At 71.5% G+C, this 21,885-nt stretch carries 21 protein-coding genes; 12 read left to right on the forward strand and 9 right to left on the reverse strand.

The genetic code is table 11. The features are described from left to right. Nucleotides 1–31: 31 nt before the first annotated feature. Both MRBLMI1_RS14930 and MRBLMI1_RS14935 read right to left on the reverse strand, forming a co-directional pair. The gene (locus tag MRBLMI1_RS14930) at nt 32–736 is read right to left on the reverse strand and encodes a response regulator (protein ID WP_367734171.1); all 705 of its coding nucleotides are present in this window, start codon (nt 734–736) and stop codon (nt 32–34) included. Further along, nucleotides 733–2,010 carry a sensor histidine kinase gene (locus tag MRBLMI1_RS14935; protein WP_367734175.1) on the reverse strand — a complete coding sequence of 426 codons (1,278 nt, stop codon included), beginning with the start codon at nt 2,008–2,010 and terminating at the stop codon, nt 733–735. Before MRBLMI1_RS14935 ends, MRBLMI1_RS14930 begins: the two co-directional genes overlap by 4 nt. A 120-nt stretch (nt 2,011–2,130) precedes the next feature. On the opposite strand from MRBLMI1_RS14935, the gene MRBLMI1_RS14940 reads away from it, so the two are divergent. From MRBLMI1_RS14940 to MRBLMI1_RS14950, 3 genes are read left to right on the forward strand one after another with little or no spacing between them, the layout of a single operon-like run. Further along, a complete protein-coding gene (locus MRBLMI1_RS14940; RefSeq protein ID WP_367734223.1) occupies nt 2,131–3,165 on the forward strand; it encodes a tripartite tricarboxylate transporter substrate binding protein in 1,035 nt (344 codons plus the stop codon). Then, on the forward strand, nt 3,165–3,719 hold the full coding sequence (locus MRBLMI1_RS14945) for a tripartite tricarboxylate transporter TctB family protein (protein ID WP_367734177.1): 555 nt from the start codon (nt 3,165–3,167) through the stop codon (nt 3,717–3,719). Before MRBLMI1_RS14940 ends, MRBLMI1_RS14945 begins: the two co-directional genes overlap by 1 nt. Nucleotide 3,720: 1 nt before the next feature. Next, the gene (locus MRBLMI1_RS14950) at nt 3,721–5,256 is read left to right on the forward strand and encodes a tripartite tricarboxylate transporter permease (RefSeq protein WP_367734179.1); all 1,536 of its coding nucleotides are present in this window, start codon (nt 3,721–3,723) and stop codon (nt 5,254–5,256) included. 228 nt (nt 5,257–5,484) lie between these two features. On the opposite strand, the gene MRBLMI1_RS14955 is transcribed toward MRBLMI1_RS14950, so the two are convergent. The 3 genes from MRBLMI1_RS14955 to MRBLMI1_RS14965 form a co-directional block, all read right to left on the reverse strand. Continuing rightward, complete coding sequence (locus MRBLMI1_RS14955; protein WP_367734181.1) at nt 5,485–5,868, reverse strand: hypothetical protein; 384 nt, start codon at nt 5,866–5,868, stop codon at nt 5,485–5,487. Between the two features lie 150 nt (nt 5,869–6,018). Beyond that, the gene (locus tag MRBLMI1_RS14960; RefSeq protein WP_367734185.1) at nt 6,019–6,642 is read right to left on the reverse strand and encodes a helix-turn-helix domain-containing protein; all 624 of its coding nucleotides are present in this window, start codon (nt 6,640–6,642) and stop codon (nt 6,019–6,021) included. Nucleotides 6,643–6,703: 61 nt separating this feature from the next. Further along, on the reverse strand, nt 6,704–7,678 hold the full coding sequence (locus MRBLMI1_RS14965; protein WP_367734187.1) for an XdhC family protein: 975 nt from the start codon (nt 7,676–7,678) through the stop codon (nt 6,704–6,706). A 51-nt stretch (nt 7,679–7,729) separates the two neighbouring features. On the opposite strand from MRBLMI1_RS14965, the gene MRBLMI1_RS14970 reads away from it, so the two are divergent. The 5 genes from MRBLMI1_RS14970 to MRBLMI1_RS14990 all read left to right on the forward strand — a co-directional run bounded on the left by MRBLMI1_RS14970 (nt 7,730) and on the right by MRBLMI1_RS14990 (nt 13,805). Further along, on the forward strand, nt 7,730–8,299 hold the full coding sequence (locus tag MRBLMI1_RS14970) for a nucleotidyltransferase family protein (protein WP_367734188.1): 570 nt from the start codon (nt 7,730–7,732) through the stop codon (nt 8,297–8,299). A 208-nt stretch (nt 8,300–8,507) separates the two neighbouring features. Further along, on the forward strand, nt 8,508–9,623 hold the full coding sequence (gene chvE, locus MRBLMI1_RS14975; protein WP_367734189.1) for a multiple monosaccharide ABC transporter substrate-binding protein: 1,116 nt from the start codon (nt 8,508–8,510) through the stop codon (nt 9,621–9,623). Between the two features lie 76 nt (nt 9,624–9,699). Further along, nucleotides 9,700–11,229: a multiple monosaccharide ABC transporter ATP-binding protein gene (gene mmsA, locus MRBLMI1_RS14980; protein ID WP_367734193.1), complete on the forward strand. Its 1,530-nt coding sequence runs from the start codon at nt 9,700–9,702 to the stop codon at nt 11,227–11,229. A 5-nt stretch (nt 11,230–11,234) separates the two neighbouring features. Beyond that, nucleotides 11,235–12,455: a multiple monosaccharide ABC transporter permease gene (gene mmsB / locus MRBLMI1_RS14985; protein WP_367734195.1), complete on the forward strand. Its 1,221-nt coding sequence runs from the start codon at nt 11,235–11,237 to the stop codon at nt 12,453–12,455. 138 nt (nt 12,456–12,593) lie between these two features. After that, nucleotides 12,594–13,805 carry an ROK family protein gene (locus MRBLMI1_RS14990; RefSeq protein WP_367734197.1) on the forward strand — a complete coding sequence of 404 codons (1,212 nt, stop codon included), beginning with the start codon at nt 12,594–12,596 and terminating at the stop codon, nt 13,803–13,805. Between the two features lie 186 nt (nt 13,806–13,991). Here MRBLMI1_RS14990 and MRBLMI1_RS14995 read toward each other — a convergent pair whose 3' ends face one another. Continuing rightward, nucleotides 13,992–14,921: a 2-hydroxyacid dehydrogenase gene (locus MRBLMI1_RS14995; protein WP_367734199.1), complete on the reverse strand. Its 930-nt coding sequence runs from the start codon at nt 14,919–14,921 to the stop codon at nt 13,992–13,994. Between the two features lie 241 nt (nt 14,922–15,162). Here MRBLMI1_RS14995 and MRBLMI1_RS15000 point away from each other — a divergent pair, with 241 nt between their 5' ends. Both MRBLMI1_RS15000 and MRBLMI1_RS15005 read left to right on the forward strand, forming a co-directional pair. Beyond that, nucleotides 15,163–15,672 carry a hypothetical protein gene (locus MRBLMI1_RS15000; protein WP_367734201.1) on the forward strand — a complete coding sequence of 170 codons (510 nt, stop codon included), beginning with the start codon at nt 15,163–15,165 and terminating at the stop codon, nt 15,670–15,672. Nucleotides 15,673–15,678: 6 nt separating this feature from the next. After that, complete coding sequence (locus MRBLMI1_RS15005) at nt 15,679–15,891, forward strand: hypothetical protein (RefSeq protein ID WP_367734203.1); 213 nt, start codon at nt 15,679–15,681, stop codon at nt 15,889–15,891. A 312-nt stretch (nt 15,892–16,203) separates the two neighbouring features. Here the strand turns inward: MRBLMI1_RS15005 and purQ are convergent, their stop codons facing one another. Together purQ and purS are read right to left on the reverse strand one after the other, a co-directional pair. Then, nucleotides 16,204–16,911 carry a phosphoribosylformylglycinamidine synthase subunit PurQ gene (gene purQ / locus MRBLMI1_RS15010; RefSeq protein ID WP_367734204.1) on the reverse strand — a complete coding sequence of 236 codons (708 nt, stop codon included), beginning with the start codon at nt 16,909–16,911 and terminating at the stop codon, nt 16,204–16,206. Then, a complete protein-coding gene (purS, locus tag MRBLMI1_RS15015; RefSeq protein WP_367734206.1) occupies nt 16,908–17,156 on the reverse strand; it encodes a phosphoribosylformylglycinamidine synthase subunit PurS in 249 nt (82 codons plus the stop codon). The genes purQ and purS overlap by 4 nt, the downstream gene beginning before the upstream one ends. 499 nt (nt 17,157–17,655) lie before the next feature. Here purS and MRBLMI1_RS15020 point away from each other — a divergent pair, with 499 nt between their 5' ends. Beyond that, nucleotides 17,656–19,110 (forward strand): glycoside hydrolase family 1 protein, encoded by a 1,455-nt coding sequence (locus MRBLMI1_RS15020; protein ID WP_367734208.1) that lies wholly within the window; start codon nt 17,656–17,658, stop codon nt 19,108–19,110. Nucleotides 19,111–19,131: 21 nt separating this feature from the next. Then, nucleotides 19,132–20,145, forward strand: coding sequence for a LacI family DNA-binding transcriptional regulator (locus MRBLMI1_RS15025; RefSeq protein ID WP_367734210.1), 1,014 nt, complete (start codon nt 19,132–19,134; stop codon nt 20,143–20,145). 123 nt (nt 20,146–20,268) lie between these two features. On the opposite strand, the gene nhaA is transcribed toward MRBLMI1_RS15025, so the two are convergent. Next, on the reverse strand, nt 20,269–21,603 hold the full coding sequence (gene nhaA / locus MRBLMI1_RS15030) for a Na+/H+ antiporter NhaA (protein WP_367734211.1): 1,335 nt from the start codon (nt 21,601–21,603) through the stop codon (nt 20,269–20,271). Nucleotides 21,604–21,885: the final 282 nt, after the last annotated feature.

Consider the following 21,885-nt stretch of genomic DNA (forward strand, 5'->3'; position numbering starts at 1 on the left):
CCCACGACCCGCCCGCGACCACGCCCCCGGCTCACCCCGACGCGGCCGGCGCGAGCCGGTACAGCAGCCGCGGCCGACCGCGCGCGCCGTAGCGGTGCGCCAGGTCGATGACGCCCGCGGCGACGAGGTGCTCGAGGTAGCGCTGCGCCGTCGCGCGAGACACGCCGCTGGCCGCGGCGACGTCCTCGGCGGAGACGAAGGTCACGGGGTTCAGGGCCGCCTGCACGCGGTCGAGGGTCACGGTCGCGAGTCCCTTCGGCAGCGCCGGGGCCGCCCGCGGCGCGGGCACCCGCACGGTCCCGGTGTCGAGCAGCCGGTCGATGTCGCCCTGACTCAGACGCCGCTCGCGGGCGGCATCCGTCCGTTCCCGGCGCTCCGCGCGGTACGCCTCGAGACGCCGGTGCAGCACCTCCTCCGTGAACGGCTTGACGAGGTAGCCGACGACGTGGGCGGCCAGCGCCTGCCGCACGGTCACCTGGTCCTGGGACGAGCTGATGACGAGGACGTCCGGGCCGTCCGCGCCGAGCGTGCGGAGCCGATGCAGCACCTCGACACCGCTGATGTCCGGCAGCCGCATGTCCAGCAGGACGAGGTCGACGCCCGCCTGCGCCTGCGTCACGGCGGCCGTGCCGGTCCCGGCGGAGCCGACGACCGCGAAGCCCGGCGCCGCGGCGACGAACCGGCCGTGCAGGGCGCGCGCGGCGGCGTCGTCGTCGCAGATGAGCACCCGGATCATCCCCGCGCCTCCATGTCGAAGGCGAACCGCGCCCCGCCCCACGCCGAGCGGGAGACGAGCAGCTCGCCGCCGCGGTCGGTCACCGCGCGTCGGACGACGGCGAGTCCGATGCCCCGCCCCGTCCCGATCCGGTCCGGCTTCGACGAGAAGCCGAGACCGAACGCCCGCTCCTGCTCACGCGGGTCCAGGCCGGGGCCGTCGTCGTCGACGGCGCCGTGGAGGATGCCACCCACCTGCGCGAGCGAGCACCGCACCCTCGTGGCGCCGGCCTCGGCCGCGTTCCGGCAGAGGTTGCTGAGGATGAGCACGACCGTCTCGTCGATCGCGACGTCCGGGTCGATCTGCGTCTCCAGCCGCGCGCCGAGGGCCGCGACCTCGCTGCGCAAAGCCTCGACGCTCGCGCTCACGAGGGATGCGCCGAGCCGGCTGTCCGCGGTCGGACGCGGCTCGAGACCCGGCATCGCCGCGGAGATGTAGGCGACGGCATCCTGCGTGTCGCCGTGCGAGACGAGACCGTGCAGGACGTGCAGGCGGGTGCCGAACTCATGGGCCTGCTCCCGCAGCGCGGCCATGGTGCGCGCGGTCTGCTCCTGCTCGGCGGCGAGGGCGTCGAGGCGGCGGAAGCGCCGCTCGATCAGCGCGGCCAGGACGGACGACGCGAGCGTGCCCGCCACGAGCGCGCCGAGGGCCCACGGCATCAGCTCGCCCAGGGCCTCGTCGCGCTCGGTGAGGATGCTCGACTGCAGGACGCCGACGGCGACCATGCCGACCACGTCCCCGCCGTCGCGGACGGGCACCTTCGCGCGCAGCGAGCTGCCCGAGGGGCCGGTCTCGACGCCGAAGAACGGTGTCCCCGCCAGGACGCTCGCGTTGGCGGTCTCCACCTGCCGTCCGCGCTGGTCCGCGGACGGGTGCGTGATGCGCACGCCCTCGTCATCGGTGATGACGACGTAGAAGACGCCGGTGGTCCGTTCGATGAGGTCGGTGAGCGGCTGCAACGCCGCCGTCGCGGGCGCCAGGTCGGCGGCATCCGCGAGGTCCGTCGCGCTCCCGGCGGGGGACATGGATGCCACGGTGCCGCGCACCTCGTCGAGCTCGGCGATGCTCGTGGCCACCTCCGAGACGCGCTGCGCGGTGTCGTCGTGGATCCGCCGCTCCTGCACCCCCGCGGCGATGACGGTGGTGAGGCCGACCGCGGCGAGGACGATGACGCTAGGAAGCACGACGAGTCCCCACCGCGCCGCGCGCGCGGCGGTCGAGCGGGCATCGCGCACGGCCGGGTCCTCTCTGACGCGAGTTATGAGCACAAAGCGGGCGGGGGGTGCGCCGCGGGCGTCCTCCTGGGAGCGTCATCACATTCTGCGAGACGACGACGTTCGCAAGGAGGAGTTGTGATGACGGAGCCTACGCCTTCATCTGTCCCAGACCACACGCCGACGGGTCCCCCCGCCCGGCGCCGGTGGATCGGCCGTGTCCTGGGCGGCGCCGTCGCCGTCTCGGCGATCGCGATCGCGTCCTACGGCTCGATCACCTCGGCATCCGCGGGGGACGACATCCACGCCTCGATGACGATCATCGCCCCGGCGGCCGCGGGCGGCGGCTGGGACGGCGTCGCCCGCGAGCTGCAGCAGGCGCAGAAGGCCAACGGCCTGGTGAACAACGTGCAGGTGGTCAACATGCCGGGCGCGGGCGGCACGATCGCCCTCGGCAACGTCTCGGTGCTCAACGGGCAGGCCAACAACCTGCTCGTCGGCGGGACCGGCCTGCTCGCGGCGACCGTGCAGTTCGACTCCGCGGCGACGCTCGACGACGTGACGCCCCTGGCCGTCATGGTCGAGGAGTACGACGTCATCGTCGTCCCCGCGAGCTCGCCGTTCCAGACGCTCGACGACCTCGTCGCGGCGTGGAAGGCCGACCCCCGCGCCCTGCCGTGGACCGGCGGCGGCTCGTTCGACCAGCTCGTCGTGGCCGAGCTGGCGCTCGCCGCCGGCATCCCTCCCGTCGAGATGACCTACATCTCGTCCGACGGCGGCGGCGAGGCGATCCAGGCCCTGCTGAACGGCACGGCGCGGGCCGCGGCGGGCGGTTACCCCGACAACATCGACCAGATCGAGTCCGGGCGTCTGCGCGCGCTGGCCCTGGTCGCGAGCGAGCCCCTCGACGGCATCGACATCCCCACGGCCGTCGAGCAGGGGTACGACATGGGCCTCACCAACTGGCGCATGCTCGCCGCTCCGAGCGGCCTCGACGACGAGCAGGTCGCCGGGCTGACGGACCTCGTCCTGGACTCGACGGCGACCCCGGAGTGGGCCGACGCCCGCGCCCGGTACCACTGGACCGAGCGCATCATCACCGGCGACGACCTCACGGAGTTCCTCGCCGAGGAGCGCACGCGCATCGAGCGCCTCTACGAGGAGATGGGCCTGTGATGCCGGCGAACAACCCCACGTCCGTGTCGGCGACCGTCGGCAACCGGCTGCGGCTCAGCCGCGGCGGGGGACTCGTCGGTCTCGCCAAGTCGCTGGCCATGCCGCTCGTGCTCGCGGCGTTCGCCACCTACCTCATCGTCGGGATCGTCACGATGCGGGTGCCCCCGAACGCGGCCTTCCCCGGTCCGCAGTTCTTCCCCGGCATCATCGCGGCGGGCCTGTACGTCTTCGCGATCGTGCTCGGCATCGGCGCGGTGCGCGCCATCGGCGGGACCCCGGATGCCGCGGAGCCGGACGAACGGGCGGTCGGGGTGGACTGGCGGTCCTTCGCCTGGGTCGTGGGGTCGTTCCTCGCGTTCGCGTTCCTGCTCGGCATCCTGGGCTGGATCATCGCCGCTGCCCTGCTGTTCACGGGAATCGCCCGCGGTTTCGGGCAGCGCAACGTGCTGTTCGCCCTGTTCGTCGGCGTGACGATCAGCTCTCTCACCTACATCGCGTTCGACATGGGGCTCGGCTTGTCCTTGCCCTCCGGCATCCTGGGATGGGCCTTCTGACATGGACGTTCTCGTTCTCCTCGGCGAAGGATTCGCCGGCGCCCTCACCTGGCAGAACCTCATCTGGGTGCTCGTGGGATGCGTGCTCGGCACGGCGGTCGGCGTCATGCCCGGCCTCGGCTCGTCGATGGCGGTGGCCCTGCTGCTGCCGGTGACGTTCTCGCTCGACCCGACCGCGGCCTTCATCATGTTCTCGGGCGTGTACTTCGGCGGCCTGTTCGGCGACTCGATCACCGGCATCCTGCTGAACACCCCCGGGCAGGCATCCGCCATCGCGTCGACGTTCGAGGGGCACAAGATGGCGCGCAACGGACGGGCGGCGCAGGCCCTCGCCACCGCCGCGATCGGCGCCTTCATCGGCGGGATCATCGCGTCGATCCTCCTCGTGTTCTTCGCGCCCCTGCTCGCGGACCTGTCGAGCAGCTTCGGGCCGGCGGAGTTCTTCGCCCTCGCGGTGTTCGCCTTCGCCGCGACCTCGTCGGTGGTGACGGACAGCGCCGTGAAGGGCCTGGCCTCGCTGTTCCTCGGGCTCGGCATCACCGTGATCGGCGTCGACGGGGTCACCGGGGCGCCGCGGTTCACGATGGACTCCCCGAACCTCTTCGACGGCATCTCGCTCATCACCGTGACCGTCGGCATCCTGGCCCTCGGCGAGGTCATCTACGTCGCATGCCTCGAACGGCATGTGGCGAACAAGACCATGATCCGTCCGACGGGTCGGCCGTGGCTCTCACGCAAGGAGCTGAAGGAGGCGACGCCCGCCTGGCTGCGCGGAACGGCGATCGGTCTGCCGTTCGGCGTGATCCCGGCCGGCGGATCGGAGATCCCGACGTTCCTCGCTTACGGCCTCGAGAAGCGCCTGGACTCCCGCCGAAGGAAGCCGCGCTTCGGCACCGGCGCGATCCGGGGTCTGGCGGCGCCGGAGGCGGCGGGCAACTCGACCACGGGCATGGCGATGGGCTCGCTCCTCGCGCTCGGGCTGCCGGTGTCGGCGACCGCGGCGATCATGCTCGCGGCGTTCCGCCAGTACGGTCTGCAGCCGGGGCCGCTGCTGTTCGAGCGGGCGCCGGACCTCGTCTGGGCACTCATCGCGAGCTTCTTCCTCGCGATGGTGGTGCTGCTGATCCTCAACCTCCCCTTCGCGATGGTGTGGGCGAAGCTGCTGCTCATCCCGCGTCCGTACCTGTACGCCTCGATCGCCCTGTTCTGCGGTCTCGGCATCTACGCCACGTCGGGGGCGACGTTCGACCTCGTCCTGCTGCTGGGCATCGGTCTGCTCGGCTTCCTGCTGCGCGCGAACGACTTCCCGCTGGCGCCGCTCATCATCGGGATGGTGCTGGGACCGCTGGCCGAGACGAGCCTCCGGGATGCCGCGATGAGCGCCAACGGCGACCTCACCACGCTCTTCCAGGGTCCGATCGTCCTGACGATCTACGCCGTGCTCGTCGTGGTGCTCGCCGTGGCCGTGCGCAACCGCGTGGTCGCACGCCGCGCGGCGGCCCGGACGCCCGAGCGCGAGAGCGTCGACGCGTCCTGACCCGTCGGCGGGCGGCGACCAGCCGTCCTGACCGGTCGGCGGGCGGCGACCAGCCGTCCTGGAATCGGATGACGGCCGCAGAGTCGGACCGGGAGACAGATCCCGTCCGACTCTGCGGCGTCGATCCGATTCTGCGGCCCCGACTCCGTGGCCCCGACTCTGCGGCCCCGACTCCGTGGCCCCGACTCCGTGGCCCCGGATTCCGCGGCCCCGATTCCCAAGCGCGGCTCAGGGGGTGCGGCCGGCGCGGCGGCCGGCGACCGCCGTCGACAGCCGGCCGACGAGGGCGAACACGCCCACTCCCGCCAGGCACGCCGCGAGGGCGGCGGCGAACAGCTCGGCGCTCCGCAGGTCGACGGACCCGAGGGCGAACATCTCGTGCGGCATGGGCAGCACGAAGCCCGCGCCCGCCGTGGAGAGCATGATCGAGACGGCGTACCAGGCGCCGACGAGGACGACGAGCACGGCCGCCGCCGTCCCCAGCAGGACGGCGCGCGCACCGAAGTCCCGTCGCCCGCCTTCCGCGCGGGGGTGCGGCGGCTCGACGGGGGGAAGGGATGCCGCGGGCTCCGACAGCGGGGACATGACGACGTCGGCAGCGGTGATGCTCATGGGTGTCCTCCCGAGGAAGCGGCGACACCGGGTGGTGATGGACCCGACATCCGGTGCTTCTCCGATGCTAGGAACCACCTGTTTCCGGGGCGTTTCCCCCGCGTGACCCTCCGGTCGCCGTCACGGCGGGACCGGGCGGCCGCACCCGCGTCAGGCGTCGCCGTCGGGCGCGTCCCCTCCGTCGGCGTGCACGATGTCCTTCACGATGAGCAGCCGATAGGTCGTGCCGTCGGGGGAGTGCCACCGGTGGGGCGTGCCCGAGCGGCAGTACACCGAGTCGCCGACGACGAGCGTCCGCTCCCCGAACGCCCCGAACGAGATGACGATCGATCCCTCGAGCACCGTGAGGAACTCGTCCTCGTCGTGGACGTAGTGGTCGCCGGGCTCGGCGTTGGACCCGGTGAACTCGAGCGGCTCGAAGCGGCGCGGGCCCGTGACGAGGACGCGGGCGGTCCCCTCGGCGTAGGGGCCGATCACGCCCTCGTCCGCGCCGACGAACGACGGCTCGGGGTCGTGGTCGGCGCGGGGCGGCTCCGAGCCGGCGATGAGCTGGACACGGCTGGCGCCCAGGGCGCGCGCCAATCGCTCCAGGCTGGCCATGCTCGGGCGGGCCAGGCCGCGCTCGAGCTGGCTGAGGAAGGGGTGCGACAAGGTGGCCGCCTCCGCCAGCTGCATCAGGGTGAGGCCGCGCGCCTTGCGGAGGCTCCGCAGATGCGCCCCGAGTCGCTCGTCGCTGGTGGGGGAGACGGGGGTCGCCGAGGCCATAGAGGTCATCGTGCCACCCTCCCGGACGGTCGCGCGACGAACGCCGCGGGGACGCGCACGACGACGACGCTCACGCGCTCCTCACCGCGCAGGAGCTCTCCGGCGCCGTGTCGTCCGCGATGAGATGCAGACGCGTCCCCGGCAGCTCGCGCAGAGGGCGGGCGCCGGCGGCGTTGCGGGATGCCACGATCTCCGCGATCACGGAGAGGGCGGTCTCCTCGGGGGTCGAGCCCCCCAGGTCGAGGCCGAGGGGGGAGTGGAGGCGGGAGAGCTCGGCATCCGTCACTCCGGCCCCACGGAGGAGCGCGGCGCGCCGGGCGACGGTGGCCCGCGCCCCCATCGCACCGACGAAGCCGACCGGCAGGCGCAGGGCCGTGCGCAGGGCGGGCACGTCGAGCCGCTCGTCATGGGTGAGGACGCAGACCGCCGTGCGCGCGTCGGGCGAAGGGAGGCCGGCGAGGTACTCGTGCGGCGCGGCGACCACCAGCTCCGTGGCGTCGGGGAAGCGCTCGCGCGTCACCAGCAGGGCCCAGCCGTCGCAGACGGTGACAGCGAAGCCGGCAGCGGCTCCGAGGCGGCACAGCGCGGCGGCGTGCTCACCGGCGCCGAGGATGACGAGTCGCGGGGGAGCGGCGTGATGGAGCTCCAGCGGGACGCCGTCGAGGTCGAGCCGCAGCGTCGCCTCGCGCCCGGCGCGGACGTCTTCGAGGGCCGGTCGCATCGTCTCGTCGAGGCGGTAGGCCACGACGTCGACCGCGCCGCCGCAGGCGAGACCGGCCGCGATCGGCGTGACGGCGCCGTCGTCGGTGAAGCCGAACCGGGCCCGTCGGATGCCGCCGGTGCGCAGGACGTCGAGCCCGAGCATCACGGCGTCGCTCTCGACGCACCCGCCCGAGATCGAGCCGAGCACGCGCGCATCGCGCGTCACGGCGAGGCTGGCCCCGACGCCGCGCGGTGCGCTGCGCGCCACACGGGTGACCGTGACGGCCGCGACGGGGACGCCCGCGTCGAGCAGCGGCACCAGGTCGGCGGCCAGTTCGAGCATGGACGCGACGGTAGTCGGGGCGTGTTTCGCGCACGCTACGCTGTCGTGACCATGCCCTCCGCGCCCGCTGGACCCGTCTTCGGTCTCGTGCTGGCCGCCGGTGCCGGGCGCCGATTCGGCGGCCCCAAGGCCCTCGCCCGGACTCCCGCCGGTACGCCGTGGCTGGCCCTCGCCGTCCGGGCACTGCGCGACGGGGGATGCGCCGAGGTCGTCGTCGTCCTCGGCGCCGGTGCCGAGGAGGCGCGGGGCCTCGTGCCTGAGGGAGCGACCGCCGTCACGGCGAGCGGATGGGAGAGCGGGGTCGCGGCATCCCTCCGCACCGGCGTCACCGCGCTCGAGTCGTCGGGAGCCGTGGCGGCGGTCGTCGTCCCGGTGGACACCCCCGACCTGCCCGTCGCCGCCGTGGCCCGCATCGTGCGTCGCGCCGGCGCCGACGCCCTCGTCCAGGCGACGTACGCCGGGGCGCCGGGTCATCCCGTGCTCCTCGGCCGCGCGCACTGGTCGCCGCTCGCCGCGAGCGTGCGCGGCGACGTCGGCGCCCGGCCCTACCTCATCGCTCAGGGGGCGGAGTCCGTCGAGTGCAGCGACCTGTGGACGGGCGTCGACCGCGACACGCGTTGAGCCTCCGAGGTCGCAGATCACGGTCCGGCCACGGACCGGGGCAATTTTGTCGTGCCTCTAGACAAAACCCCTCGGCGGGGATAATTTTTCGGAGCCGTCATAATCCGACGGTCCACAGAGCCGGGACATAGACGTACCCGATCCGACGCCCGGGAGGCGCGGGTACGACCTCGGGGGTCCCTGCCGTTCAGAGAGGAACGCAGATCACATGCTCAAGAAAATCCTGACCGGTGCGGCCATCGCCGCGCTCGCCGTCGGTCTGGGAGCGTGCAGCTCCACCCGTCCGGCGGACGGGGGCGCCGCCGCCGGCGGCAGCGGGGAGTGCAACGTCGGCATCGCGATGCCGACCCGCAGCCTGGAGCGCTGGATCAACGACGGTGAGCAGCTGCAGCAGAAGCTCAGCGACGCCGGCTGCACCGTCGACCTGCAGTACGCCGATAACAAGACCGACCAGCAGATCAGCCAGATCCAGAACCAGATCTCCGGCGGGGCGAAGATCCTCGTCATCGCGGCGATCGACGGCTCGACCCTGGGGCCGGTCCTCGAGGAGGCCAAGGCGCAGAACGCCACGGTCATCGCCTACGACCGCCTCATCAACGGCAGCGAGAACGTGGACTACTACGCCACCTTCGACAACTACAAGGTCGGCACCCTCCAGGGCCAGTACATCGAGGAGCAGCTCGGCCTGAAGGACGGCGCGGGCCCCTTCAACCTCGAGCCCTTCGCCGGCAGCCCCGACGACAACAACGCCAAGTTCTTCTTCGCCGGCGCCTGGGACGTCCTCCAGCCCTACGTCGAGAAGGGCCAGCTCGTGGTCCCCAGCGGCAAGTCGCCCGCGAACGACGACGCCTGGGCCTCCATCGGCATCCAGGGCTGGGCCTCCGACAAGGCGCAGGCCGAGATGGACAACCGCCTGTCGTCGTTCTACGGCGACGGCAAGAAGGTCAACGTCGTGCTGTCCCCGAACGACAGCCTGGCGATCGGCATCGAGGCCTCCCTCAAGTCGGCCGGCTACACCGCGGGCACCGACTACCCGATCATCACGGGCCAGGATGCCGACAAGGCCAACGTCAAGGCGATCCTCGAGGGCACGCAGGCGATGACCGTCTGGAAGGACACCCGCGCCCTCGGCGACCGCGTCTTCGAGATGATCCAGCAGATCAAGGACGGCGACGAGGTCGAGGTCAACGACACCGAGACCTACGACAACGGCGAGAAGGTCGTCCCGTCCTTCCTGCTGACGCCCGAGGTCGTCGTCAAGGACGACGTGCAGTCCAAGCTCATCGACTCGGGCTTCCTCAAGGCCTCCGACGTCGGACTCTGATCCGTTCCGCGGCGGGGCGGGAGCGATCCCGCCCCGCCGCTCGACCCTGCGCCCGGCGGGCGAGGGAGGAAAGACCATGACCGAACCGATCCTGCGCATGACGGGGATCTCCAAGTCGTTCAACGGGGTCCCGGCGCTGGCCGACGTGTCGATCGACGTGTACCGCGGCGAGGTCCACGCGGTGTGCGGTGAGAACGGCGCCGGCAAGTCGACGCTCATGAAGGTGCTCAGCGGCGTCTACCCCGCCGGCAGCTTCGAGGGGACGATCGCCCTCGAGGGCGAGGAGATGGCCTTCCGCTCCATCAACGACAGCGAGGCCGCCGGCATCGTCATCATCCACCAGGAGCTGGCCCTCAGCCCGTACCTCTCCATCGCCGAGAACATCTTCCTCGGCAACGAGAAGTCCCGGCGCGGCGTCATCGACTGGAACGCGACGAACACCGCCGCGGCCGAGCTGCTCAAGCGCGTCGGCCTGCGCGAGAACCCGGCGACCAAGATCTACGAGCTGGGCGTGGGGAAGCAGCAGCTGGTCGAGATCGCGAAGGCGCTGGCCAAGGAGGTCAAGCTCCTCATCCTCGACGAGCCCACCGCCGCCCTCAACGACGACGACTCGGCTCATCTGCTCGACCTCATCGACCAGCTGCGCACCCAGGGCATCACGTGCATCATCATCAGCCACAAGCTGAAGGAGGTGCTCCGCATCTCCGACCGCATCACGATCATCCGCGACGGCCGCACGATCGAGACGATGCTCCGCTCCGACCCCGAGACGGACGAGGGCCGCATCATCCGCGCGATGGTCGGCCGCGACCTGAACAGCCTCTTCCCGCCGCGGGAGCCCGACATCGGCGACGAGCTGTTCCGGGTGGAGAACTGGACGGTGCACCACCCCGTCGACACCGAGCGCGTCGTCATCCAGAACGCGTCCTTCATGGTCCGCGCCGGCGAGATCGTCGGCTTCGCCGGGCTCATGGGCGCCGGCCGCACCGAGCTGGCGATGAGCATCTTCGGCCGCATGTACGGCACCGGCATCTCCGGTGAGGTCTACAAGAACGGCAGGCAGATCGACGTGCGGACGGTGGACGCCGCCATCAAACACGGCATCGCCTACGCGACCGAGGACCGCAAGAGGTACGGGCTGAACCTCATCGGCGACATCCAGGTCAACGTCTCGGCATCCGCCCTGGCCCGTCTCGCCCGGCTCGGGGTCGTGGACCGCTACCGCGAGTACAAGGTCGCCGACTCGTACCGCTACAAGATGAACATCAAGGCGCCCAGCGTCGCCGCGATCACCGGACGCCTCTCCGGCGGGAACCAGCAGAAGGTCGTCCTGTCCAAGTGGATGTTCACCGGACCCGACGTGCTGATCCTCGATGAGCCCACCCGGGGCATCGACGTCGGGGCCAAGTACGAGATCTACGGGATCATCAACGAGCTCGCGGCCCAGGGCAAGGCCGTCATCGTCATCTCGTCGGAGCTGCCCGAGGTCATCGGCCTCTCCGACCGCATCTACACGATCTCCGAGGGACGCATCACGGCCGAGGTCGGCCGCGACGACGCCACGCAGGAGAACCTCATGCGGCACATGACCGCCGGAAGGAACTGACAGCAATGGCCACCGCATCCACCCAGACGGTCGAGGCGCCGACGCAACCGGGGCCGCGACGTCGCGGCATCCTGGCGCGCATCAACTTCCGTCAGTTCGGCATCCTCGCCGCCCTCGTCATCATCATCGCGCTGTTCCAGGTGCTCACCGGCGGCCGTCTGCTGCTGCCCGGCAACGTCAACAACCTCATCCAGCAGAACGCGTACGTGCTGATCCTCGCCATCGGCATGGTGATGGTCATCATCGCGGGCCACATCGACCTGTCGGTGGGCTCCGTCGTCGCGATGGTCGGCGCGATCGCGGCGATCTCGATGAACCAGTGGGGCCTGCCGTGGTACCTGGCGGTGGTGCTCTCGCTGGTCGTCGGTGCGATCGTCGGCGCGTGGCAGGGCTTCTGGGTCGCGTTCGTCGGCATACCGGCCTTCATCGTGACCCTCGCCGGCATGCTGCTCTTCCGCGGACTCACCCTCGTGCTGCTGACCGGCGGCACGATCAGCGGCCTCCCCGACGGCTTCACGGCCATCGGTGCCGGCTGGCTGCCGCCCGCGCTCGGCTACCTCGGCAACTGGGACGCCCTGACGCTCGTGCTCGGCGCGATCGCCAGCGCCGCGCTCGTCGTCCAGCAGCTGCGCACCCGTGCCACGCTCCGCCGCCTCGACCTGCCGCGCGAGGTCGCCTGGTCGTTCTGGCTGAAGAACGCCGCCGCGGTCGTCGTGATCATGGCCGCCGCCTTCACGCTCGCGACCTACAACGGCACCCCGATCGTGCTCATCATCCTGGCCGTGCTCGTGCTCGCCTACACGTTCGTGCTCAATCGCACGACGTTCGGCCGGCACATCTACGCCATGGGCGGCAACCTCTTCGCCGCGATCATGAGCGGCGTGAAGACGAAGTGGGTCAACTTCTTCATCTTCGTGAACATGGGTGCGCTCGCCGGTCTCGCCGCCGTGGTCAGCACCGCGCGCGCCGGCAGCGCCGTCGCCGCCGCCGGGCAGAACTACGAGCTCGACGCCATCGCCGCGGTCTTCATCGGCGGCGCCGCGGTCCAGGGAGGCATCGGCACGGTCGTCGGAGCGGTGGTCGGCGGCCTCGTCATGGGCGTGCTGAACATGGGTCTGTCGATCCTGAGCGTGGATGCCGCCTGGCAGATGGCCATCAAGGGCATCGTCCTGCTGCTGGCGGTGGCGTTCGACATCTTCAACAAGCGCCGCAACGGCGGTGTCTGACGGGGATGGGGAGCGCGGCCGCGGGCCGCGCTCCCCATCCCTCCCCGCGTCGGTCCCTGCGGTCCGCGGCCACGCCGATCATCGGGTCGGCGGCGTTCGGCTTCCGGTGGGTGGGATGATGGGGGAGGTGCGCCCCTCATGACCCCTGCCGTGTTCGAGCCCGCGACGCCGCTCGCACCCCCGGCCGGTCGTACGACCAACGACCTGATCCGCCAGCAGAACCTCGCGTCCGTGCTGTCGTTGCTCCACTCCAAGGGAGCGCTCTCACGCGCGCAGCTGGGGGCTACGACCGGTCTCAACCGCTCGACGGTGACGGGGCTCGTGATGGAGCTGACCGAGCTGGGGCTCGTCCGCGAGGCGCCGGGCGGGGAACGCACCGGCAAGGTCGGGCGCCCCATCCTCGACATCGAGCCGGAGGACCACGTCGCGGCGCTGAGCGTCCGGGCGGAGCCGCACGCCGTGACCGTCGCCCTCGTCGGTCTCGGCGGCGTCGTGCACGCGCGTCTCCGCCATGACACCGCCAGCGCCCCCTCCCCGCGCCGCTTCGTGCAGATCGTCGCCTCGTCGGTCGAGGCCATGCGCGCCGACATCGACCGCCACTACCGCGTCGTCGGCGCCGGGCTGGCCGTCCCCGGCCTCGTCAACGCCAACGGCTCGGTGCTCGTGTCGCCGACGCTCGGCTGGAAGCGCGACCCCGTGTCTGCGCGCCTGTCCGACGAGCTCGGCATGCCCGTCGCCGCGGGCAACGACGCCAGCATCGGCGCACTCGCCGAGTCCCGCTTCGGCGTCGGCGTCGGCGTCGGCAACCTGCTCTACCTCGGCGGCGCGATGCACAGCATCGGCGGGGGTCTCATCATCGACGGCACCCTCCTCCGCGGGACGTCGGGCTACGCCGGCGAGCTCGGTCACACCGTGGTGGACCCGCGAGGGCGTGCCTGCGTCTGCGGACGCCGGGGATGCCTCGAGGCCGAGGTGAGCCTGGACATCCTCGAGCCCCTGCTCGGTCGGCGCAAGCTCGACGAGGACGAGCTGGACGTCGAGCTCGGCGTGGCCCGCGACCCCCGGGTCATGACCGAGGTCACCCGCCAGGTCGAGATGCTCTCGCTCGCCCTGACGAACTTCGTGAACGCCTTCGCCCCCGAGACCGTGGTGCTCTCCGGCTACCTCGGCGCGCTGCTGTCCGTCAGCCGCGAGCGTCTGGCCGACGCCGTCCGGGTGCACCCGCTCGGCGCGGAGGGGCGGGCGATCCGCCTCGAGCGCGCGCACCTGCGGTCGCGGCTGATGCTCGTCGGACCGGCGGAGCTGGCCTTCGCCGACCTGCTGTCCAACCCGGCCGGCTTCCGCGGCTGACCCCGGCGGGCCCGACTCCTTCCCGGCGTCGACGTCCGTCCTGCGGAGTCGGAGGCCGACACGCCGTGAGGGCCGTCCTGCCGCACGGCGTGTCGTCCCGAAGTCCGCACGACGGTTCTCGAAGCCACCCGAATGGATGCCGCGGGCCCGACCGACTCCGGAGGACGGACCCGGAAGGACCCGGCGTCAGCCGCCGATCACCACGTTCAACGGTTCCTCGCCGCGGTGCAGTCGCTCGATCTGGCGCCGGACGAGCCGGGCGATGCGGGGGCGCATGGCATCCGTCGCCCCTCCTACGTGCGGGGCGATGAGCACGCCGTCGAGGCTCCACAGCGGGTGGTCGGCCGGGAGGGGCTCCGGGTCCGTGACGTCGAGGGCGGCGCGGATGCGGCCGCGGCGAACGTGGTCGACGAGCGCGTCCGTGTCGATGAGAGGGCCGCGGCCGACGTTCACGACCAGAGCGCCATCGGGCAGGGCGGACAGCGCATGGTCGTCGATGACGTGGCGGGTCGCGTCGCCGCCGGGGAGCGAGGCGATGAGGATGTCGGTCTCGGCGAGCACCTCGTCGAGCTTGCCGAGGGGGAAGACCTCGACGTCGTCCTGCAGGCGTCCGTGCGAGGCGACCGCGCGCAGCTCGACCTCGAAGGGCTTCAGCCGGGCGGCGATCGCGCGGCCCACACCGCCGAAGCCGAGGAGGGTCACGCGGGCGTCGGCGAGGCCGGCAGCGCTGCCGCCGGTCCAGTCGCCGCGGTCCTGCGCGCGCACGAAGTCCGGGATCCGACGCTGGGCGGCCAGGGCGAGCGTCACGGCGAGCTCCGAGGTGGCGGTCTCGTGCACGCTCGAGGCGTTCGCGAAGACCATGCCTTCGGGCAGTCGGCCTTCGATGTTGTCGTAGCCGATCGACTGGCCCTGCACGAAGCCCACCTCGACCGACGAGAGGCTCTCGATGACGTTGTCCATCGACATGTACGGCGGGACGACCATGTCGAAGCGCTCACGCGGAGCCGGGCTCTTCATGTCCCACACCACCACCTCGACGCCGTCGGGGAGGTCGCCGAGGTCGTCGGCGAGCTGCGTGGAGGGGACGGACACGACGAGGGGGGTGGAGGAGGTCACACGTCCACGCTAACTCGGCGCCCTGCGGACCCCGGCGGGGGTTGCGGCGGGAGTCGAGCGGGTCGGACGGAGGGGATGCCGCGAAGGGAGGGCCGTATGCGGCGGTGGCATCCTCCGCTCCCGACATCTCCTCCCCTCACCCCGCGGCAGAGGGACAGAGGCCTCGCCCGGGGCGTGACGGGATGCCGCGGAGGCGCGGCCGCGCCGGCTGCCGAGGGGGGCGGGTGAACGGGCTGGTGAATTGAGCGACGCTCCGGTGCTTCCACGGGACGCTGTCCGGATAATGGCGCTCGGGGAATTACTGGTGAGGGTGCTGGGAAGGATCCTTCACATGGGTATTTGCAACACGCGGTTTAGGCTTCTGAGGAGGGCGAGGGTTGTCCTTCTGGCAGTGTCTCTGGCGGCGGGCTCGCTGCTGTTCACTGCCCCGGCCGCTTATGCAGGAGATTGCAGAGGGATATTCTGCGGTCGGATAACCAACGCAAATGACTCGCGTTACACCATTCTCATCGGCGCAGATTGGGATGCCAGCCAGGGTAGGCCTACTGGAAGCACCCGCAACTTGCGTCCTGGCGAGAGTTCAAGCGATTTCATCAGAGATGTGGACGGTTACCTTCTCGTCCGGGGGGTTTGCGCCTGGTTCTACGGTTCGGGCGGAACTACACAAGCAAAAAATTACATCACAGGCGACGGAAAATGGCACAAGATAAATGACACATTCAACTACACGCTGCACACCTACAAGTGTTGAGGCGAAATGATTCGCGAACGGGTCATGTGGATTGCGCTGCTGAATTTGTCGGCGGGGGTGACGATGCTTGTCTGCCTCACCTTGCCGGCGATCGTGGCGGCGACCTTCACGGCGGGTGATATTCCGGCCGCCGTAGCTCCGCTATCGGCAATTCTCTGCGTCATCGCGCTGGTCGCGCATGCCACAGTCATCGCGGGCGTGGCACGGTCGCGAGACTGACGGCCCCGCGCCGAGAGAGTGGACATCCGGATAGGACAACCGCTCATTGTCAGTGGTGCGCCGCTCGCTCCCACCAACCGCCCCGTCAGCGGACGGATCCATGTTGCAGCCGCCGCCTGATTCATCCCAGCGGGAGGTCCGTAGACGAGGTCTTTGCGAGCAGGTCTTCCCTGTCGGGTAGGAGCGGGCGGCGCTACGGCGCCCACGAGAGAAGGGAGACAGGATGCCGCGAAGTCGCGCCCCCTGTCCGCCGACGGGCGCGGGGATGAAGGAGGCGCGGCGGCGGCCCCCGAAGAGGACCGCGGGACGACGTCAGGCCGCGGCGCCGACCACCGCGGCGACCGCCGAGGTGAAGAAGCCGAGGCCGTCCACGCCGGAGCGCATGGCCGCGGGGGTGGCGGGACCGAATCCCGGCTCGACGGCGTGCTCCGGGTGCGGCATGAGGCCGACGACGTTGCCGCGCTCGTTGGTGAGGCCGGCGATGTCGTCGAGCGACCCGTTCGGGTTCACGCCCAGGTACCGGAACGTCACGAGGCCCTCGCCGGTCACGCGGGCCAGGGTCTCGGCATCCGCGATGTATCCGCCGTCGGCGTTCTTCAGGGGGATGACGATCTCGTCGCCCTCGGAGAAGTCGCTCGTCCAGGCGGTCGAGGCGTTCTCGACGCGCAGACGCTGGTCGCGGCGGATGAACTGCTGGTGGGCGTTGCGGATCAGTCCGCCGGGCAGCAGGTGCGCCTCGACGAGCATCTGGAAGCCGTTGCAGATGCCGAGGACGGGCATGCCCTTGGCGGCGGCGTCCTTGACCTCGGCCATGATCGGCGCGAAGGCGGCGATGGCGCCGGCGCGCAGGTAGTCGCCGTAGCTGAAGCCGCCGGGCAGGACGAGCGCGTCCACGCCCTTCAGATCGTGCTCGCCGTGCCACAGGGCGACGGGCTCGCCGCCGGCGAGGCGGATCGCGCGCTGCGCGTCGCGGTCGTCGAGCGACCCCGGGAAGGTGATGACGCCGATACGGGCGGTCACTCCACGACCTCGATGTTCACGACGTCCTCGATGACCGAGTTCGACAGCATCTCGTCCGCGAGCTCGCGTGCGCGGGCCAGGGTGGCCTCGTCGACCTCGCCCGCGACGGTCAGCTCGAAGCGCTTGCCGATGCGGACGTCGGAGAAGCGGTCCTCGCCGAGACGCGACAGGGCGCCGGCGACGGCCTTCCCCTGCGGGTCCAGGAGCTCGGCCTTGGGCATGACGTCGACGACGATGGTGGGCATTGCAGCTCCAGGGTCGGGAGGGGTGTGGATGCCATTCTACGCAGCGCCCGCTCCCCGCGCTGCGCCGCCGCCCCCTGCCGGCCACGGCAATGCGCCGGGGACAGGCGACGCGTCGGAGACAGGCCGATCCCGACGTTCCCCGCCTGTCCTCGCTGCCCCGCCTGTCCTCGACGCGGGCACCGACCGTCCGCGGCGCAGCATCGAGGACAGGCGACGCGTCGGAGACAGGCCGATCCCGACGTTCCCCGCCTGTCCTCGCTGCACCGCCTGTCCTCGACGCGGGGACCGACCGCGACTCCGACGACGGTCGCCCCCACGGCATCCCGTCTTGACGCCCGCGAGGTCATCCCCTACCTTCGAGCAGAGCCGTGAGAGCGCTCCCACGCCGCGCGCTGCCGCGCCGCCCGGGGCGCCGGCCGCCCGTCTCCACGGTCGCGCGTCGATGGCATCATGCAAGGGGCGGTCGAGGAACGACCCTCGCGCCCACGGAAGGAACACCATGTCCCAGTCCCGTTCGTTCCCCGACGGCTTCCTGTTCGGCGCCGCCACCGCCGCCTACCAGATCGAGGGCGCGGCCTTCGACGACGGGCGTCGCGCGTCGATCTGGGACGCCTTCTCGCGGGTGCCCGACGCCGTCATCAACGGCGACAACGGCGACGTCGCCTGCGACCACTACCACCGCTACGCCGACGACGTGCAGCTGATGAAGCGCCTCGGGCTGCAGACCTACCGCTTCTCCACGTCGTGGTCGCGCGTGCGGCCGGACGGCGGGGCGCTCAACCCGAAGGGCGTCGACTTCTACAAGCGCCTCGTGGACGAGCTGCTCGCCGCGGACATCCTGCCGTGGCTCACCCTCTACCACTGGGACCTTCCGCAGGCTCTGCAGGACCGCGGCGGCTGGACCGTCCGCGAGACCGCGGAGCGCTTCACCGAGTACGCGCTCGACATGCACGACGCCCTCGGCGACCGAGTGAACGTGTGGACGACCCTCAACGAGCCGTGGTGCTCGTCCTTCCTCAGCTACACGGCGGGCGCCCACGCGCCGGGGCACTACTCGCAGGCCGAGGGCATGCTCGCCGCGCACCACCTGCTCCTCGGCCACGGACAGACCGTCCGCGAGCTGCGCTCCCGCGACGCGTCGCTGAACCTCGGTCTCACGCTGAACCTGACCGTCGCCGAGGCCGTCGACCCGGCGGACTCCGCGGACCTGGATGCCGCCCGTCGCATCGACGGGCAGTTCAACCGCTGGTTCCTCGACCCGCTGTTCCGCGGCGAGTACCCGGCCGACATCATCAAGGACTTCCGCGACACCGACGCCGAGGCCGTCGTGCGCTGGCAGGCCGCCGTGCAGCCGGGCGACCTGGACGTCATCTCGACCCCGATCGACACGCTGGGCGTCAACTACTACCACGGCGAGTTCGTCGGCGGCACGCCGCCCGAGATCGACCCGCCCGCGGGCGACGCCCCCACGCCCCGTCCGATCGGCAAGCCCTTCCCGGCGCACGAGAACCTGTACTGGCACGACCGCGGGCTGCCGCGGACCAACATGGGCTGGGAGGTGCAGCCCGAGGGCCTCACCCGTCTGCTGGAGCGCGTCAGCGAGGAGTACTCGGCCGCCGCCGGCGTCGCCCTCTACGTCACCGAGAACGGTGCGTCCTACGACGACGAGCCCGTCGTGGACGAGGGCGAGACGCGGGTGCACGACGACGCGCGCGTCGAGTTCGTGCGGGCGCACCTCGCGGCGGTCCTGGATGCCGTCGAGAAGGGCGTCGACGTCCGGGGCTACTTCTACTGGTCGCTGATGGACAACTTCGAGTGGGCCTGGGGGTACGCCAAGCGCTTCGGCATCGTCTATGTCGACTACGAGACGCAGGAGCGCACGGTGAAGGACTCCGGCCGGGAGTACGCTCGCATCATCGCTGAGCGCGCGCTGGTGCCCGTACCTGCGCGGTAAGCCGTGCCCGAGGGAGGGCCCATGGAGGTCGCACCGGTGCGAGGTGCCGCGACCATCGAGGAGGTCGCGGCGCGGGCCGGGGTCTCGCGCTCCACCGTGTCGCGGGTGGTGAACGGCTCCACCGCGGTGTCGCCTGCGGCGCTCGAGGCCGTTCAGCGGGCGATCGCGGAGCTCGACTACGTGCCCAACCGGGCGGCGCGCTCGCTCGCGAGCCGGCAGACCCGCGCGATCGCGCTGGTCATCCCGGAGCAGACGGACCGCTTCTTCGGCGACCCGTTCTTCGCCGCGATCGTCGCGGGCATCAGCGAGGTGATCAGCGCGTCCGACTACGTCGTCAACATGCTGATCGCCAGCGACGACGCGGACGGCAAGGCGGTCCGCTACCTGCGGAGCGGGAGCGTCGACGGGGCGATCGTCGCGTCGCACCACACGAGCGACACGTTCATGGAGCGGGTCGCCGACGTGGTGCCGGTGGTCTACGGCGGGCGGCCCGGGCGACTGCGCCCGAGCGACTGGTTCGTCGACGTCGACAACGTCCACGGCGGGCGGACCGCGACGGAGTACCTCCTCGCCCGCGGCCACCGGCGGCTGGCCACCATCTGCGGGCCGTCCGACATGACGGCGTCGATCGACCGGCTCCAGGGCTTCCACGACGCCCTCGCGGCGGCGGGCCTCCGACCGGCAGCCGTCGAGGACGGCGACTTCACCGAGGAGGGCGGAGCGGATGCCATGCGGCGCATCCTCGCGGTGGGGGAGCCGCCCGAGGGGCTCTTCGTGGCGAGCGACCTCATGGCCCGCGGCGCCTACACGGCGCTGCAGGAGCACGGCCTCGTCGCCGGCCGGGACATCGCGGTCATCGGCTTCGACGACTCGTCGGCCGCGACCTCGGTCACGCCCGCGCTCACCACGGTCCGGCAGCCCTCCCTCGCGCAGGGCCGCCACATGGCATCCGTCCTCCTGGACATCCTGGCCGGACGCCCCACCGCCCACCGCACGATCCTGCCGACCGAGATCGTCGAGCGCGCCTCCGCCTGACGCGCGCGCCGCCCCCTCACCAGGGCGAGCGCTGCCGCGAGGACAGGGGATGCCACGGGAACAGGCCCCGGCAGCGCCGATCGTCCTGTGCTCGGCGCGCAGCCTGTCCTCGTGACGACGGACTCAGTTCGTGTCCGCGCGCCGCGGCTGCTGGTACACGTCCGGGATGTCGTCGCCGTCGGCATCCACGGCCTCGGCGAGGGCGAGCTGCTTGTAGCGCCGGTTGCGCACGAGCAGCACGGTGGAGGCGAGGACGGATGCCAGGAGCGACGCGGCCATGATCGCGATCTTCGCGTCGTCGGTGTGGACAGAGCCCTCCGGGAAGCTGAGCTCGGCGATCAGCAGCGACACGGTGAAGCCGATCCCGGCGAGCAGTCCCACGCCCGCGAGGTCGATCCACTTGAGCGCCGGGTCCAGGCGGACCTTCGTCACGAGCGTGAGCAGGCGCACCCCCAGCAGGATGCCGAGGGGCTTGCCGAGCACGAGGCCGGCGACGACGCCGATGGTGACGGGATCCGTGATCGCACGGACGAGTCCCTCGCCGCCGCCGACGGAGACGCCCGCAGCGAAGAACGCGAACACGGGCACGGCGATGCCCGCCGACAACGGGCGGAAGCGGTGCTCGAACTGCTCGGCGAGATCCATGCCGCGATGCACCGGCTGCCGGCGCGACGGGGCGACGGGGATGGTGAAGGCCAGCGCGACGCCGGCGATCGTGGCGTGGACGCCGGACGCGTGCAGGAACGCCCACGCTGCGAAGCCGATCGGCAGCAGCACGACCCACGCGGCCCCGCCGTTGCGCGCGAACCAGGCGCGACCGCGGTGGGCGATGACGCCGTAGAGCGCGATGATCGCGGCGGAGACCGCCAGCGGGAGCAGCGAGATGTCGCTCGTGTAGAAGATCGCGATGATGGCGATCGCGATGAGGTCGTCCACCACGGCGAGGGTCAGCAGGAAGATGCGGAGGGGGCCGGGCAAGTGCGAGCCGACGATGGCGAGGACCGCCACCGCGAACGCGATGTCGGTCGCGGTGGGGATCGCCCACCCCGCCAGGAGACTCGGCTGGGTGTGCACGATCGCGACGTAGATGAGCGCCGGCACCGCGACGCCGGCGAAGGCGGCGGTGACCGGGACGATCGCCGTGTCGAGGCGGCGCAGGCTGCCCGAGACGATCTCGCGCTTGAGCTCGAGGCCGACCAGGAAGAAGAAGACGGCGAGCAGCCCGTCCGCCGCCCAGGCGCCCAGGCTGAGCTCCAGGTGCCACGGCTCGTAGCCGACCCGGATGTCCCGCAGCGCGAAGTAGACGTCCGAGGCCGGGGAGTTGGCCCAGACGATCGCGATGAGCGCGGCGACGACGAGCAGCATGCCGCCCACGGACTCCCGCCGGAGGAGCGTGGTGACGCGATGGACCTCGGCGTAGCCGGGCCAGTGCGGAGCGCGGGCGGTGTCGTGGCTCATGAAGCCTCCAGAGGGGTCGGTCGATGAGATGTCGACCAGACTTCCCGACGCACCGGCATCCATCCTACCGGTGGGGTTCCACGCCCTCGGACCCGGCGCCGTCGTGCGGACATCCGGCCGACACGCCGCCTGCACCCCTGACTGGGGCGGCGTGTCGGCCGCGGAGTCCACACGACGGCTCCCGACGCGCCCCCGCCCCCCCCCCCCCCCCCCCCCCCGGGGGGGAACCGGAAAAACCCCCGGCCCCCCCGGGGGGGCGCCGCCGGGGGGGGGGACGCCCCG

The organism is Microbacterium sp. LMI1-1-1.1 (assembly GCF_040815675.1).
Taxonomy (GTDB): Bacteria; Actinomycetota; Actinomycetes; order Actinomycetales; family Microbacteriaceae; genus Microbacterium.

What these genes read in the sequence shown, in the direction of transcription:
- MRBLMI1_RS14930 (WP_367734171.1), bottom strand. Translation starts at nt 736, where the DNA reads ATGATCCGGGTGCTCATCTGCGACGACGACGCCGCCGCGCGCGCCCTG.
- MRBLMI1_RS14940 (WP_367734223.1), top strand. Translation starts at nt 2,131, where the DNA reads ATGACGGAGCCTACGCCTTCATCTGTCCCAGACCACACGCCGACGGGT.
- MRBLMI1_RS14945 (WP_367734177.1), top strand. Translation starts at nt 3,165, where the DNA reads ATGCCGGCGAACAACCCCACGTCCGTGTCGGCGACCGTCGGCAACCGG.
- MRBLMI1_RS14950 (WP_367734179.1), top strand. Translation starts at nt 3,721, where the DNA reads ATGGACGTTCTCGTTCTCCTCGGCGAAGGATTCGCCGGCGCCCTCACC.
- MRBLMI1_RS14955 (WP_367734181.1), bottom strand. Translation starts at nt 5,868, where the DNA reads ATGAGCATCACCGCTGCCGACGTCGTCATGTCCCCGCTGTCGGAGCCC.
- MRBLMI1_RS14960 (WP_367734185.1), bottom strand. Translation starts at nt 6,642, where the DNA reads ATGACCTCTATGGCCTCGGCGACCCCCGTCTCCCCCACCAGCGACGAG.
- MRBLMI1_RS14965 (WP_367734187.1), bottom strand. Translation starts at nt 7,678, where the DNA reads ATGCTCGAACTGGCCGCCGACCTGGTGCCGCTGCTCGACGCGGGCGTC.
- MRBLMI1_RS14970 (WP_367734188.1), top strand. Translation starts at nt 7,730, where the DNA reads ATGCCCTCCGCGCCCGCTGGACCCGTCTTCGGTCTCGTGCTGGCCGCC.
- chvE (WP_367734189.1), top strand. Translation starts at nt 8,508, where the DNA reads ATGCTCAAGAAAATCCTGACCGGTGCGGCCATCGCCGCGCTCGCCGTC.
- mmsA (WP_367734193.1), top strand. Translation starts at nt 9,700, where the DNA reads ATGACCGAACCGATCCTGCGCATGACGGGGATCTCCAAGTCGTTCAAC.
- mmsB (WP_367734195.1), top strand. Translation starts at nt 11,235, where the DNA reads ATGGCCACCGCATCCACCCAGACGGTCGAGGCGCCGACGCAACCGGGG.
- MRBLMI1_RS14990 (WP_367734197.1), top strand. Translation starts at nt 12,594, where the DNA reads ATGACCCCTGCCGTGTTCGAGCCCGCGACGCCGCTCGCACCCCCGGCC.
- MRBLMI1_RS15005 (WP_367734203.1), top strand. Translation starts at nt 15,679, where the DNA reads ATGATTCGCGAACGGGTCATGTGGATTGCGCTGCTGAATTTGTCGGCG.
- purS (WP_367734206.1), bottom strand. Translation starts at nt 17,156, where the DNA reads ATGCCCACCATCGTCGTCGACGTCATGCCCAAGGCCGAGCTCCTGGAC.
- MRBLMI1_RS15020 (WP_367734208.1), top strand. Translation starts at nt 17,656, where the DNA reads ATGTCCCAGTCCCGTTCGTTCCCCGACGGCTTCCTGTTCGGCGCCGCC.
- MRBLMI1_RS15025 (WP_367734210.1), top strand. Translation starts at nt 19,132, where the DNA reads ATGGAGGTCGCACCGGTGCGAGGTGCCGCGACCATCGAGGAGGTCGCG.
- nhaA (WP_367734211.1), bottom strand. Translation starts at nt 21,603, where the DNA reads ATGAGCCACGACACCGCCCGCGCTCCGCACTGGCCCGGCTACGCCGAG.